10 protein-coding genes are annotated in these 14,212 nt (G+C 68.5%); 5 read left to right on the forward strand and 5 right to left on the reverse strand.

Features of this window, described 5'->3' with window-relative positions:
* The first annotated feature begins 46 nt into the window (after nucleotides 1–46).
* The 4 genes from dgoD to OG912_RS33310 all read left to right on the forward strand — a co-directional run bounded on the left by dgoD (nucleotide 47) and on the right by OG912_RS33310 (nucleotide 3,882).
* Nucleotides 47–1,192, forward strand: a complete 1,146-nt coding sequence (gene dgoD / locus OG912_RS33295) for a galactonate dehydratase (RefSeq protein WP_327712519.1) — start codon at nucleotides 47–49, stop codon at nucleotides 1,190–1,192.
* 87 nt (nucleotides 1,193–1,279) lie between these two features.
* The gene (locus OG912_RS33300; protein WP_327712520.1) at nucleotides 1,280–1,921 is read left to right on the forward strand and encodes a bifunctional 4-hydroxy-2-oxoglutarate aldolase/2-dehydro-3-deoxy-phosphogluconate aldolase; all 642 of its coding nucleotides are present in this window, start codon (nucleotides 1,280–1,282) and stop codon (nucleotides 1,919–1,921) included.
* Entirely contained in the window at nucleotides 1,918–2,925 is a 1,008-nt protein-coding gene (locus OG912_RS33305; protein ID WP_327712521.1) for a sugar kinase, read from the forward strand. The genes OG912_RS33300 and OG912_RS33305 overlap by 4 nt, the downstream gene beginning before the upstream one ends.
* 33 nt (nucleotides 2,926–2,958) lie before the next feature.
* Nucleotides 2,959–3,882 (forward strand): SMP-30/gluconolactonase/LRE family protein, encoded by a 924-nt coding sequence (locus tag OG912_RS33310; protein WP_327712522.1) that lies wholly within the window; start codon nucleotides 2,959–2,961, stop codon nucleotides 3,880–3,882.
* A gap of 79 nt (nucleotides 3,883–3,961) precedes the next feature.
* Here OG912_RS33310 and OG912_RS33315 read toward each other — a convergent pair whose 3' ends face one another.
* Complete coding sequence (locus OG912_RS33315; protein WP_327712523.1) at nucleotides 3,962–5,239, reverse strand: cellulase-like family protein; 1,278 nt, start codon at nucleotides 5,237–5,239, stop codon at nucleotides 3,962–3,964.
* Nucleotides 5,240–5,314: 75 nt separating this feature from the next.
* Complete coding sequence (locus tag OG912_RS33320) at nucleotides 5,315–6,643, reverse strand: ABC transporter substrate-binding protein (protein ID WP_327712524.1); 1,329 nt, start codon at nucleotides 6,641–6,643, stop codon at nucleotides 5,315–5,317.
* Nucleotides 6,644–6,902: 259 nt separating this feature from the next.
* Between OG912_RS33320 and OG912_RS33325 the strand changes: the two genes are divergently transcribed.
* Nucleotides 6,903–7,640 (forward strand): FadR/GntR family transcriptional regulator, encoded by a 738-nt coding sequence (locus OG912_RS33325; protein ID WP_327713603.1) that lies wholly within the window; start codon nucleotides 6,903–6,905, stop codon nucleotides 7,638–7,640.
* Between the two features lie 248 nt (nucleotides 7,641–7,888).
* Here OG912_RS33325 and OG912_RS33330 read toward each other — a convergent pair whose 3' ends face one another.
* The 3 genes from OG912_RS33330 to OG912_RS33340 form a co-directional block, all read right to left on the reverse strand.
* On the reverse strand, nucleotides 7,889–9,205 hold the full coding sequence (locus OG912_RS33330) for a right-handed parallel beta-helix repeat-containing protein (protein ID WP_327712525.1): 1,317 nt from the start codon (nucleotides 9,203–9,205) through the stop codon (nucleotides 7,889–7,891).
* Nucleotides 9,206–9,458: 253 nt separating this feature from the next.
* The gene (locus OG912_RS33335; protein WP_327712526.1) at nucleotides 9,459–10,559 is read right to left on the reverse strand and encodes a GDSL-type esterase/lipase family protein; all 1,101 of its coding nucleotides are present in this window, start codon (nucleotides 10,557–10,559) and stop codon (nucleotides 9,459–9,461) included.
* 62 nt (nucleotides 10,560–10,621) lie between these two features.
* Complete coding sequence (locus tag OG912_RS33340; RefSeq protein ID WP_327712527.1) at nucleotides 10,622–13,351, reverse strand: exo-rhamnogalacturonan lyase family protein; 2,730 nt, start codon at nucleotides 13,349–13,351, stop codon at nucleotides 10,622–10,624.
* Between the last annotated feature and the right edge of the window lie 861 nt (nucleotides 13,352–14,212).

The raw sequence follows: 14,212 nt of genomic DNA on the forward strand, positions 1-14,212 counted from the left end.
CTCATCCGACGCCGCGCTGTCTGCGGCCATCTCCTGGAGCACCTTCTTGAAGATCGCACGCGTCGAGACCTTCGCTGTACCACCTCGCTGGCTCTTCTGCCGTGTGGAGACCGACGAAGGTGTCGTCGGCTGGGGCGAACCGGTCGTCGAGGGACGAGCGGCGACGGTGCGCACCGCAGTCCACGAGCTCGCCGAACTCCTCATCGGCAGGGACCCACTGCGCATCGAGGACCACTGGCAAGTCATGACGAAAGGCTCCTTCTACCGAGGAGGCCCAGTACTCGCGAGTGCCGTCGCCGGACTCGACCAGGCGTTGTGGGACATCGCCGGCAAGACGCTGGGTGTCCCCGTCCACGTGCTCCTGGGTGGACCGGTGCGAGAGCGGGTGCGGGCCTACAGCTGGGTGGGGGGCGACGAACCGGCGGAGGTCGCCGACGCCGTCCAGGAACAGGTGGAGGCCGGGTTCACGGCGGTGAAGATGAACGCCTCCGGCAGGATGAACCGGATCGCCAGTACCCGTGACATTGATGCCGTCGTCCAGCGGGCCGCGACGGCACGTGAAGTCCTCGGCCCGGACCGCGACTTCGCCATGGACTTCCACGGCCGGTTCAACGTGGCCAACTCCCGCCGGGTCCTGCCGTATCTCGCGCCGCTCAACCCGCTGTTCGTGGAGGAGCCTCTGCTGCCCGAGTACACCCATCGACTGCAGGATGTCGTGGCCGCGTCGCCGGTTCCCGTGGCCACGGGTGAGCGGCTCTATTCCCGGACCGACGCGCTGCCCGCGCTCCAGGCGGGTATCGCCGTTCTGCAGCCGGATCTCTCGCACGCCGGCGGCATTTCCGAGGTGCGCCGCATGGCGGCACTGGCGGAGACCTTCGACGTGCTGGTGGCACCGCACTGCCCACTCGGGCCCCTCTCCCTCGCCGCGAGCCTTCAGATCGCCTTCTCCGTACCGAACTTCCTCATCCAGGAACAGAGCATCGGCATCCACTACAACGCAGGAGCCGAGGTGCTCGACTACGTGGTCGATCGCGAGGTGTTCCGCTTCGACGAAGGACATCTGAACCGGCCCACCGGCCCGGGACTGGGGGTCGAGGTCGATGAGAAGGCCGTACGGGCGGCCGATGGGAACGCACCGGACTGGCGCGGTCCGATCTGGCGGCATCCGGACGGCTCCTTCGCGGAGTGGTGATCGGCCGCGCGCTGTCCTGACCACCGCACCGGCACCCGTACCGGCCACACACGTAACGTCACCATCTCACCGGAGCAGCGAACACACATGGAAACAGACGATTTCACCACCCGGCTGCGCCGCGACCGACTCGTCGCGATCGTGCGGGGTCGCGATGCCGAAGCCTCGCTGCGCACGGTGCTGACCCTCGCGGAGGAGGGCATCCGGCTCATCGAGGTGTCCCTGAACACGGCCGACGCCCTCACTGTCATCTCCCGATCGGTGAACGCTGTAGACCCCTCCATCGCGATCGGGGTGGGGACCGTCGTATCCGCCGACGACGCCCGGCGTGCGCAGGAGGCAGGTGCGACCTGGATCGTCACTCCTGCGCTCGGCGGCGGGTTCGCGGAAGCCGTTGCCCGGCACGTGCCCGTGCTGGCTGGCGCGCTGACCCCGTCCGAGGCGGTCGCGGCGAGCGCCGGAGGCGCGAGCGCCGTCAAGCTATTCCCCGCCTCGCTGGGCGGTCCCGCATACCTTCGCGCCCTGAGTGACCCCTTCCCGGACCTGCCGTTCGTACCGGTCGGGGGCGTTGACGCCCGGGCAGCCGCGGAGTACTTCGAGGCAGGGGCTGTCGCCGTGGGAGTGGGAAGCCCGCTGGCCGGGGACGCCCCGCACGGCGGCGACCTTGCCGCCCTGCGACAGCGGGCGAGGGACTTCCTGAGCGTCTGCCGTACGGAGGCGGGCACGTGAACTCCCCAGCCGTGGAGGTCCTCACCTTCGGAGAGGCCATGCTCTCGTTGCAGACCGAGGGCCCGCTGGGCGCGGGCGGTTCGGCGCGTACGACAGTGGCGGGGGCCGAGTTCAATGTCGCGGTGGGTGTGGCGCGGCTGGGCCACCGGGTGTCGTGGGCCGGACGCACCGGCAGGGACGAGCCGGGCCGGCTGATCCTTCGCACGTTGCGCGGCGAGGGCGTCGTGACCAGCCACGCCACGACAGACCCGCAGGCACCGACCGGTGCCATGCTCCGGGAGCGACGCGTCGCCGACCTGGCCCGTGTGCACTACTGGCGGTCACGATCCGCTGCTTCGCGCCAGCGGCCCGAGGACCTGGTCCCCGCCCTGGAAGCGGGGGCCCGCATCCTGCACCTGACCGGCATCACGTGCGCGCTGGGCGACGGTCCTCTGGCAGCGGTGAGGGCCGCCGCCGCGTATGCCGCCGAGCACGGCTGGACGGTCACCCTCGACGTCAATCACCGCGCGCGACTGTGGAGCGAGGAGGCCGCCACAACGGCGCTGCGCCCCCTTCTGCCGTACGTGGATGTCGTGATCGCATCTGACGACGAACTTCCCCTGCTTTCCGCCGCCTCCGGGGAGTCACCCGACGGAGGAGAAGCAGACCTGATCGCGGAACTGTTCGGTGCGGGAATCGGAGAAGTCGTCGTCAAACGCGGAGCTGACGGCGCCGACCTGCACCTTCCCGGGGCGGCCCCGGCGCACGCAGCCGCCCGCGGGGTGCCGGTAGCCGACACCGTCGGTGCAGGCGACGCCTTCTGCGCCGGGTATCTCTCCGGAATGCTCGACACCCTCGGTCCCGCCGCCAGGCTCCACCGTGCGACCACCACCGCGGCCTTCGCAGTCGCCTCCAACGGTGACTGGGAAGGGCTGCCCCACCGTGACGAACTGGCCCTGCTGGACGCGCCCCCCCGGCAGTGCCGTCCGCTGATCCTGCCCGAGCGACGACGCGCTCCGCGGTGACACGGGCCCCGGGGCGGACAGAGAGGTTGTGCCATGACGGCGTACGACGTGCCCACGGTCGGCACCTTCCGGCCGATGACGAAGGACCGGCTGGAACTCGGCGAGGGACCGCGCCTCCTTGCCGACGGGACGGTGGTGCTGGTCGACATCCTGGCGGGCCGACTGCTGAGAGCACCGGCCGAAGTCGACTGGCCATTGGAGGAGATGGCCCGGCTCGACGAACCCCTCGGCGCCGTGGCCCCGCTCGTCGAGGGCACGACAGGAGTAACCGGCCGAATCGGGTGGCTGGCCGCCGCCGGGACGGGATTCGTCGTGCTCGACAGTTCCGGGCAGGTCGTCCGGCGCATCGGTGGGCCCGAAGGGACCGGCCCCGCCTTTCGTATGAACGATGCGGTATGTGACCGGGCCGGGCGGATGTGGGCAGGCACGATGGCGTACGACGGCACCCCTGGGTCGGGCGCCCTGCACCTGCTCGACACCGACGGGTCGATGCGGACGGTGCTCGAGGACCTGACCGTCCCGAACGGCCCGGCCTTCAGCCCCGACGGCTGCACGATGTACCTGGCCGACAGCGCGGTGGGCACCGTCGACGCCTTTACGGTCGACCCCGCCGACGGCACGCTTTCCGACCGCCGCCCGGTGTTCCGGGTCGACCCGGCGGGAGGCAGCCCGGACGGCATGACCGTGGACACCGAGGGCCGGTTGTGGAGCGCCATCTGGGGCGCCGGGCAGATTCGCTGTTACGCCCCCGACGGAACGCTCCTGCTGGCGGTCCCGGTGCCGGCCGTCCAGCCGTCCAGCATCTGCCTGACCGGTGAGCACATTGTTGTGACCACGGCCGCCATCGGCCTGGAGAAGCCGGAGCCGCTGGACGGCGCAGTACTGATGGCTCGGTGCGACGCCACCGCGCCGGCCGCTTGCCCTGCGTTGTCAGTCTTCGCTGATCCGGTTCTCTGACCGGTCCCGAGACAGGAGCAACACCCGGCAATTGAGTGTGGCCGTGCGGCCGTGCCCGGCCCGCACGGCCACGGGCATGTCACACGACGGGGCGGTCGCGCAGCAGGGCGTTGCAATCCTGCTGGAGGCGGATGTCCTGCCACATGGGGTGCTGCGGGGCGGCGTTGGAGCACACGATGGACCCGCGTGCTCCGGCCCTGGCGGCCTCGATGACGGCGCGGCGGCAGAACGAGGCGCCGACCGGCCCCTCCTCGAAGGTGCCGTGCAGGGGTGTGTAGCCGATCCACCCTTCGCCGAAGACGAAGGGCACACCGGTCTCGGCGGCCCAGTCGGCGGCAGCCGCGATCCAGATGCCGAGCTTCGCCTCCATCGCGGAGCGGTGAACGGCGTAGCGGTCGTAGAGCCAGGCGTCGAAGAGGTCCGGGTCGCACCAGTCGTGGAGGTAGACCTCGCGCAGGCCGACGACGGTCGCTTCCAGACGCCAGCGGTCCTCCTCCGGCGGCGCCCAGTCCTCCAGGGCGGGCGCTCCGGCGCGCAGAAGCTCCCGGGCTGCGCGTTCCTGCGGGAAGGGCCTGGAGAAGTCACGCAAGGCGTAGGCGTCGAGGAGTTCGTCGAGGACGCCGTAGACATAGGGGTGGAAGACGGCTACGTCGATGTCGCGGGGGATGCCTCGCATGGAGCCGACAGGCACATGGGCGTAGTTGACGGTGACCGGCCGGCCGGGGTGCCGCTTGCGAAATTGGTCCAGGCCGCGTTGCAGACGGGGGCGGAGGGCCACGACGGTGTCGTCACCGGCGAGCCCTTCGGCCAGGCGGCCCGCCTGGACCTCGTTGTGCAGCTCGGTGAAGGCGATGCGATCGTCCAGGCCGTCGTGGGCGGCCAGGAAGTCGATGAGGTCGGCCAGTGCGTCGGCGAGTGCTTCCGCACGGCGCTCGGGAGCGATCGCCATGATCGCGTCGAACCAGGAACGGTCTCCCGCGAAGGAGGGTGACTGCTGGTACTCCCAGCTGGAAAGGATGACGAAGCAGTCGTGCCGCCTGGCCGCCTCGAACAGGGCGAGCAGATGGGCACGGGCGTCGATCTCAGTGGTCCCGCCCACGTCGTACCAGCGCACCCGCTGCCCGTACTCACCACCGAGGGGGCCGAGCCGGAGCTCGGTGGTGTCGAGGCCGGTACCGAACAGAAGCAGCGGCATGGCACAGATGCGGACGGTGTTGTAACCGCGCTCTACCGCTTGGGCGAAGGCCCGGTCAAGGTCGGCGAACGGCTCGTCGGGGCCGGTACGGGTGTACCAGGTGAAGTCCCACAGAGAGATGGTGAGGGTGGCGGGAAGATGGCCGGGCAGCGGGGTGGGCATGGGTGGAGCGCGCCTTCCATGGTCGGCTTGCGGGTGAGCGGGGGCGGGGAACAGTGACGGGGGCGGAGGATGTGGTCATCGCTTCACCTGCTGCCGATAGGCGTCGAGCCCGGCCTTGATCGCGGCGGCTGCGGAGGTACGGCCCTTGAGCGCGTCGAGAACGGGACCGCCGAGGACGTCGCTCAGGATCTGCATCCCGGGCGCCTGGTAGAAGAGGGGCAGGTCGGCAGCGGCTCGACCGTAGACGTCGAACACCTGCTGGCCGTCCAGGAAGGCGTCCTTGACGCCGAGGAGCTCGGGGTCCCGGTACAGCGGCTTCAGAGTCGGCAGGAAGCCCCCGGACCTGTAGCGCAGGATCTGTCCCTCACGGCTGAGGTAGACGCGCCGCAGCAGCTCCAGGGCCGCATCCGTATGGGGCTTGCCTTTCAGCACAGTGAAAGCGGTGCCACCCAAGGTAGACGCAAGATGGCCGCCGCCGGCGAAGCGCGGCAGTGTCCGCATCCGCCACCTTCCCTTCTGGTCAGGCACGTTGGCCTGCAGGCCGTAGGCGTTGTACCAGTTGGGCATGGCCGTGGCTGCCAGCCGCCCGGACTTGAGCGCTGCGGCGCACGCACTGCCGTACGGGTCCGGAAGGGCGAGAAGGACACCGGTGCGCACACCGTGGCTCATGAACTCCAGCACCTCGACGGCCTCGGGGGAGTCCAGCACCAGTTCGCCGGTAGCGTCGAAGAGGCCACCGCCCCGTTGCAGCAGGAGTTGCAGGAATCCGTTGACGATGGATCCGTTGTCGCCGGTCGCGACCATGCCCAGGCTGATGCGGTGGCGGGAGAACAGCCGCTCGCCGATCGCGGCCAGTTCCTCCCACGTCTCGATGTCCTCGGGGACGCGGTATTTGTCGAAGAGGTCCTGCCGGTAGTAGAGGACGGTGATCGAGTTGTCGGAGTCCAGGCCGTAGGGGATGCCATCGACCACGTAGGGGGCGAGCTTGAGAAGGTCGTCGCCCGACGGACGTACGGTTTCCGTCAGGTCGACGAACAGGTTCTCGGCGATGGAGGAGCCCATCACACGGGGGAACTGGTCAATGACGATGCCTGCGAGGTCGGGGGTGTTTCCGTCGGCGACCGCTTGGGCGATCATCCGGGTGACCACATCGGAGGGGGCCGAACTGGTGGCCCGAATGCGATAGTCGAAGTGCGAACCGCGCATCAGCGCAGGGTTCTTCACCGCTGTCTCGAATGTCTTGATGTAGCCGGGGTCATGGGTCCACAGGCTGACGCCCACCCTGCCGGACTCGACCAAGGTGGCGTCGGCGCTACCGCACGCGGCGAGGGCCGGGGCAGTCAGCAGACTCAGGCCGAGACCGCCGGCGCCGCGTAGCAAGGCTCTGCGGCCGAGGCCGGTCACAGCTCCTCGCGCCCTTGCGAGCCGCGCTTCGGAAGGTGCCCGGAGAACTGTGCGTGTGACTTTCGGACGGGCAACGACAACATGACAGGCGGCTCCTGCGTGTGTGGCTCGGTGAAGTGGCTTCATCGTGAGCGCGAGCCCCTACCGTGTCAAGATGTATTCATAATTAATGCATGCCGGTAGGATGTGATCACTCTGCATGCGCGGCAGTACCCACACCGCGCGCACCACGGTGCGCGTATCGAGAGGAGAGCGCGACATGGCGTCCTACAGTGGACGAGGTGTCCACGGTCAGGTTGTGCACATCCTCGGAGCACGCATCGTGAGCGGCGGCATCCCGGTGGGAGCGACCCTGGACATTCGCGCCCTGGGCGAGGAACTCGACGTGAGCCTCACCGTCATGCGTGAATCGCTCAAGGTCCTTGCGAGCAAAGGGCTCATCGACGCACGTCAGAAGCGAGGAACGTTCGTCACCGAGCGCAGCCGCTGGAACCTCCTCGATGCGGACATCATCCGCTGGAGAGTCGATGGTGGCGGGGGCGAACGACTGATGCGCGACCTCGCGGACGTCCGTTCCATCGTCGAGCCCGCGGCCGCGCACCGCGCCGCCCTGTACCGAACGGACGCAGACCTGGCCGCGCTCCGGGACGCCCTGGATGCCATGGGACGGGCCCAGGCTGATTCGACCGCTGCGGCAGAGGCCGACGCAGCCTTTCACCGGGCGCTGTTGGCTGCCACCGGCAATGAAATGCTGACCCGCATGGACATGTTGCTCGAACCAGGTCTCCGGGAACGTGACCGGCTCGTCCACACCCATGCCGCGGCCGACGACCCGGTGCCCAGCCATCAGGCAGTGCTGGACGCGGTCCGGGAGCGTGACCCGGCGCGTGCGGAGCTCGCCATGCTCGATCTCCTGGCCAAGGCAGCGCACGACCTCGATCAGATAGCCGTGAGTTCCGAGGACTCGCTGACGCAAAGGCCTGCCGCGGACCGCTGAGCCAGGCATTGTCGAAACTCTGATTCGTGGCGTGGCCGAGGTGTCTCCCGTCACCTGCTGCGGCGTTCCGGGAAGCCTTTTTCGGCGAACTGACCGGCGAAACGCCTTGTTCGTGGCTCTGAGGTGCGCAGACCCGGGTTTCCGGGTGTGATCGCCGGGTTTGGGCCGGTCACACCCGGAACGTTGATCCGTTGTGCCCTGGGAGTCAACAGTGCCTCAGCGCGATGGGATGGGCAGCTGAGGATGACTCAGGAGACTTCGAAAGCGCCGAGGTCGGGAGCAATGCCCTTGTACGACAGCCCGACGTCGGTGCCCTGGTCGATCAGGCCGCCCGCCTTCGCGGGGCGCAGGTACGGGAGCGACGGAAGGGAGCCGTCAGCCTTCCTGGGGGCATCCCACCCGGTGGTGGCCACGCTCTGGAACTGATCGTCGGACAGCGGCGTACCGAGGTCCCAGGTGTTGTGGGCGGAGTCGGTTCCCGTCATGTGCGAGGTGAGGGTGCCCCCGTAGGCGATGTCGTTGCGCAGGGTGCCCATGCCGACGGCGCCACCGCTCGAATCGACACCGAGCATGTTGAAGTCAGGGTGATTGTTGTACCCGGTGTCGTTGAAGAAGTCGTTCGCCACCGTGTGGTGGTTCGCGTAGAAGCCCGCTGCCCCATTGTTGAAGGCTACGGACTGGCGCACGGTGTGTTTGACCCCGTAGTCGACGTACCCGCCGCCGTAGCCGCCGGCCTTGAAGCCGTTGCCGTCTCCAGCCCGCGTGCTGGTTCCCGGCACGTATCCGCTGGACCACGCCTGCGACGACTCGATGGTTACCGAGGAGCGGGCGTTGATGAGGTCGAACCCGTCGTCCGAATCGTTCCAGGCCCGGCACCCCCGGAACACGTTGCCGGGTTTGTTCGCAGGCATGTGCGCGCCGAAGCCATCGGCGTTGGTTCCTGCGCCGCTCGAGCTGTTCGCGTCGTAGTTGTCGTGCGAGTCCGTGTTGAGGACCAGGTTGCCGCCGCCGTCCTGGAGAAACACGCCCGGACCCATGATGTGGTGCACGTCGAGCTGCTCGAACGTGTTGTTGCTTCCGGAGTTCCAGATACCCCAGGACTCGTGGTTGAGGGTGTTGTTCTGCGGAGTCCCGGTGACTTCCAGGCTCTTGAGGTGGATCCAGCTGCCGGTGACGTCGAACCCCTTTATCCGGCAGTCGTCCGTCATGCCCGAGAAGTCGAAGACAGGCTTCTCCCCGGGGTAGGCCCAGTAACGGATCGGGCTGCCGGCAGTGCCGCTCTTGTTCAGCGTGACCGCGTCGACGCGGGCGGTCTGGCTCGCGCAAGTGGAGTTCGCATGGGTGTAGGCGTAGGTGCCGCCGCGGAAGTAAACCGTGTCGCCAGGCTGAACGACGTCCTGGGCATGGGCGAACGACCCCCAGGGAGACTGCTCCGTGCCCGCTGCGCTGTCGCTGCCGCCCGGTGCGACGTAGTACACGCCGGCGGCCTTTAGATGCGCATGGTGATGCCTTGCGTCATGCGCGACTGCCGGGCTGGTGACGGCTGCGAGGACGCTCACGATCACGGCTGAGCTCAGCAGAACCTGTACAGCGTGCCTGGATGTTCTCATGCACTCACTCCGAATCATGTGATCCTGCTTATGAGTTGCGGTGCACCGGGACCGACAGGACCTGCGCACCGCATGTGGATGGCCAGCAGCCCCCGCGCGCGGGTGGACGTCGCTCGCTCGCCCGAGTGGGCCCGGCTGCTGATCGGCGTCCGTGGACCGCCCCGCGGCAGCATTTCGCACACGCCACGTGCCGGCCCACGCTCGTGGCCTATTGCTCGTCCGCCTCCGACGACGCCTTGACGAAGCCCGCTGCCGGCAGGTGCGCACGGTCGATCTCCCGTGCCACCAGACCGGCCACGGTGGTGGCGCCCGAGGCATTGAAGTGAGTCTGGCTGCGGCCGGCCGGAAGGTCGGCGTACATCTGCCAAGAGGCATCCGGGCCGAGCTGTTCGAGGAGCGTTTCGCTGTCGGCCGTCAGGTCCAGCAACGGTATGTCCTGCAGCTGAGCGACGTCACGCATCACTGCGGGGAGGTCCACGCCCAGGCTGTTCACTATCCGCCCAGTCGGGGTGATCCTCCCGTTGGCGTCGAACAGGTGCCGCACCGGCGGGGTGACCAGGACGGGCCGGCCTCCTCTGGACCGCACGCCGTCGATCAGGCTGAGAAGGTTGGCGCGGTACGTGTCCTCGGGTGTGGTCTTGTCGTTGTGCGCGAGCTGGATGAGTACCTCGTCGCCCGAATGGACCTGGGGCTTGAGGGCCGCGAAGAGGGTGGAGCTGTGCAGCCAGGACACGGTGCTTGAGCCGGAGACGGCCCAGTTGGCGACATCGAGGCCCGGGCCGAAGTACTGCGGCAGCTCTTGCGCCCAGCCGCGTTGCACGGTGTTCAGCCAGTCAGCCGCCGTCGAGTCGCTGACCACGAAGAGCCGTGGGGCGTGCGGACGGGGGGTTACCCGCAAGCCGGCGAGAGCGGGGGCCGATCCGGTGAACCTGAGCTGCAGGCCCGGAGTTCCTTCGCCTTCCTGGCCGTCGGGCATGCTCTCCGGGGTGCGCACATCGACGGTGGCGGACCGTACGACCGTGTGGCCGGACCGGGTGGTCACCGGGGCGATCACGGACCGGTTCGCCTCGACCTCGAGCCCGGTGTTCGCGGCGGCGGTGCGGCTACCCAGCACGACGCTCACTTGGTACGCGCCGGGCGGGACATTGAACGAGCAGTTCAGAACGGTGCCGTCGGCGTTGTGGGTGCAGTTCCGGGCGATGGGACCGGGGGGCAGCGGCGCACCGGCGGCCGCGACAGCGGTTCCCGGCGCGACCGTGGCGGCCAATCCGACAGCCGCTGCGGCCAGTGAACGGCCGAATCTGCGCATGAGTGATCCCTTTCATGAGGGCGGGCGGGAAACAGGTGCGGCGTGGACGGGCCGGCCCGCCGTCAGGGAGCCTGGTCGGGGGCGACGGCGAGCAGCGCGATGATCGCCAGGTTGTTCTGCGCGATCCCGTTGGTGCTGAAGCCGGCCTGGGGCAGCTCGTCGACCTTGCTGAACGCCGCAGTCCCGTTGACGTGCACGGGTGCGGGCCAGCTCGTGCCCCCGCCGTCCTTGGTGAACGCATCCCAGCCGCGCTGCTGCACAGCGGGCTCCTTGGTCTGCTCGCCCGCCCACGCCGTCATCCGCGAGTAGAACACCCCGGGCGCGCCGGTGCTGAACTTGAAGCCGTAGTGATCGGTGAGTTCGGAGGCCGGAGCCTGGACGTAGCGGCAGAACTCGACCAGCTTCGCCCGGAATTCGGGCACCTCGATCAGGCTGATCGTCTCCCACAGGATCTGTTCGCCGCAGAAGACCATCGTCAGGTTGACCTTGCCCCAGTCGCCGCCGAGCTTGAGGTCGCTGATGTGGCCGGTGGCGGGGTCGTAGCCGACCGCGCCACCCTGCTGGCCGGTGAACAGCCCGGCCGGAAGCTGGGCGATGTCCCGCATGCCGGTGACGATGCGGTCGCGCCATTTGGTGTCGCCGGTACGTTCCCATTCGGTGAGCCAGTTGCTGACGAGCGCGTACCAGTCGGGGCCGAGACGGATCACGGTGGGGACCCCCGCAGGTGGGGCGAGGTAGTCACGCAGCGGCGGATACTTCAGCAGGGTGGAGTCCAGCTGCAGGGGCACGCGCATGGCGTCACCGATGAACTCGTCCGCGGTCAGGTAGTACATGAAGCGCTTGGTGTAGGCCTCGGAGACACGGGGCTCCTTGCCGCCGTCGGCGAAATGCTGCACGTCGTGGCGTGAACCGAGCCCGGCGAAGGGGCCGGTGTGGATGGTGTCCGTCTCGGTCACGTGCCGGGTCATCGCGCGCGCGAGGTGGAATGTCTGTGGGTCTCCCGTTCTGAGGAACTGGTACCACAGTGCCGCGTCCGAGCCGAGTTCCGCGTTGTCCCAGGCGAAGCCGCCGACGTCGTAGCGCCAGGTGTGCCGGTCGCTGTCGTAGGTGTGCATGATGTCGCCGTAGTCCCAGAACCCATACCACTGACGCTGCTTGACCTGCTCGGCGTAGAACGAAACGCTGCTGGCGATCGAGTCCTCGAGCCGCGTGCGGCCCGGGGTGCTTCGGTTGGGCAGGCTCCAGCGGCCGAACACGTTGATGCCGTGGTAGGTCTCCGGGGTGGCGACCAACTGCGGGCGGTCGAGGGCGGCGGCGAGGACGGCCACCCGCTCCCGGGACGGTGTGGCGTCGAGTGCCCACAGCTGCATGTCCGTGGACCGGGCCATGCCGGTGGACATGCCGAAGCCGTAGCGGTCGTCCTCGTAGGCCAGATCAAGGCCGTGGCTGGCGGCATCGTAGGAGCGCAGGTCCATCGCCTCGGCGTGCGGCGACCAGGACCACAAGGTGACCGTCGCCGTGTCCGTGTTCGCGTCACGGATGTCGAGGGCGCGCGGGAACTGTTGCCAGAAGTCCCGCAGGCCGACCCCCAGCCCACCGCTGACCCCGCCGACGTACCCGAAGCCGGGCGCGTGGTCGGCGAAACCGGCGTGCTTGAGGAAGGCGGCCTCGGACGACGTCCGCTTCCACACCGCGCATTGGGCCGCCGAGTGCTGCACCAGGCTGAAGTCCGCCCACTGAGGCAGGTCCTTCCAGCCGGCCTGCACCGTGGACTCCCACTGCGCTACGGGCGGTGTCGCCGTCCCGGCGATCTGGGCCGCCCGTACCGCGGCACCCGGGTCACGGCGCAGCCCGGTGAGCCCGACGACCGCCTCGCCCCATACCCCCTTGTCCGGGCCGGCGAAGCGGACATGGCGGTCGTAGAACTGGTCCCTCATCGGCACGGCCAGCTGAAGACCCAGCCCGCGGATGAAGTCGGCTGACGCATCGCCGTCCCAGACGAACTGGTGCATCACCCGCAGCGACTCGTCCTCGGCACCGAGGTACACCCGCATCGTCCAAGGAAGGATCGCCCGGCCGCCGATGCCGTGTCGCGAGGACGAGTCCTGCCGATAGCGACCCGTCAGCTTGACCACGGCACGCACCGGCCCGGACTGCTCGATCTCGGCCTTCTCAACGACCCCGCTCCATGAGGTGTGCCGCGGGTTCTTCGTGTCGTCAGGCTTGTTCTGCAGCATCAGCACCAGGCGGCCGTCGTGCGCCTTGGTCCTCCCGCCACGAGTGATCGACCGGATCGCCACCGGGCCGCTGCGCGCGAGTCGGATGTCCACGATGCCGTTGCCCAGCTGGATCTCATCCCCGTTGCGCTTCGCCGTCACCGGCTGTTTCGGGGCGGCGGGCGTGCCCGGAGCCAGATGGAATCCCTCGGCGACGGCGCTGGAGGACACGGCGTGGCCAGTCCATTTCAGTGACCCGTCCGGCCAGTACGCCAGTGGCCAGGACTGCACGGGTACCTGGTCACCGCCCTGGTCCTGCAGCGCGAAACCTGTGTCGGCGGCGACCTTGCCCTGGGGCCACGGCACGCCCCAGGCCGTGCCGGTGGTGGCGTCAGGTTTGCCGTCCAGCCAATGCAGATCCACCCCCGAAACCGTCTCGCCCGACGACGTGCCCGATGCGGAAGCCGGCTGACCGGCGGCGGCCGCCGGGCTGCTCTGGCCGAGGGCGAGTGCGGCCGCGGCGATGGTTGCGCCGCTCAGAAATGTGCGGCGGTTGAGTGGGGATCCCTCGGACATGGGCAGTCTCCAGTCGGGTCACAATGGTGTAGGTGAGGGTGGTGAGTGAACGGCAGGTGCCGGTCTGTGCCTATGTCGACAGGAGGCCCCGGTGGCTGAGGCTGGGCCGACCAGGCGCCTTATCAGGCACGGTCAGTGAATGACTGTCAGGTAGTGGCGCTCATGCGGCCGGGCACGGCTGACCTCTGCGGGAGTCTCGGGCGAAGCGTCCTCGTCGAGGTACCTGCGCGGTTCGCGACCTGTCTCTCCATCAGGGGGCCGACGTTGGAGTGGCCCGCGGGGACGGCCGAGTGGCAGACGATCGACCCGCTCCCGGCATGTCCATTGGACAGATGGAACTCGGCGGCGCCGAGGGCGTGCGACACCACGCGCGCCGGTGCCGGCAGGCCACCAGCAACTGCGGTGGGAAGAACAGCGCAACGTGCCCTTGCGTTCCGCGAGATGGGCATCGGCATGGCTGTGAACCTTTGCTGTCTTGGCGCCGCCGTTCCGTCGCCCGTCGGCCGTTGAGCTTCGGGGAGCGGGGAAGCGAGCCAGTTCGGGGCGCGTGGGGTGATGCCCATGGCCAGGCTGGGGTCTTGGGCACGGAAGGGAACAGAGGGCCGGGGTACTTGCGATCTGGCGACTGGTACTTTGATTCAGATCTGTGCGGCCGTCAATATCTAGAGCAGATTGATTCATGAGGCCTGCTGATGAGCAACCGCGTCGAGGGCGGCTCCGCGGAACCAGAATCCATCTTGACCAGGCAACTTAGAGCAAGGAGGGCTCGTGGCTGGTATCCGTGGAGTTCACAGTCATCGCGCACGATGCCTCACTCTGCTCGTATTGGTTCAGTCGGTGCGGTGCCCTTATCGAGGGCGC

The organism is Streptomyces sp. NBC_00464 (assembly GCF_036013915.1).
Lineage (GTDB): Bacteria > Actinomycetota > Actinomycetes > Streptomycetales > Streptomycetaceae > Streptomyces.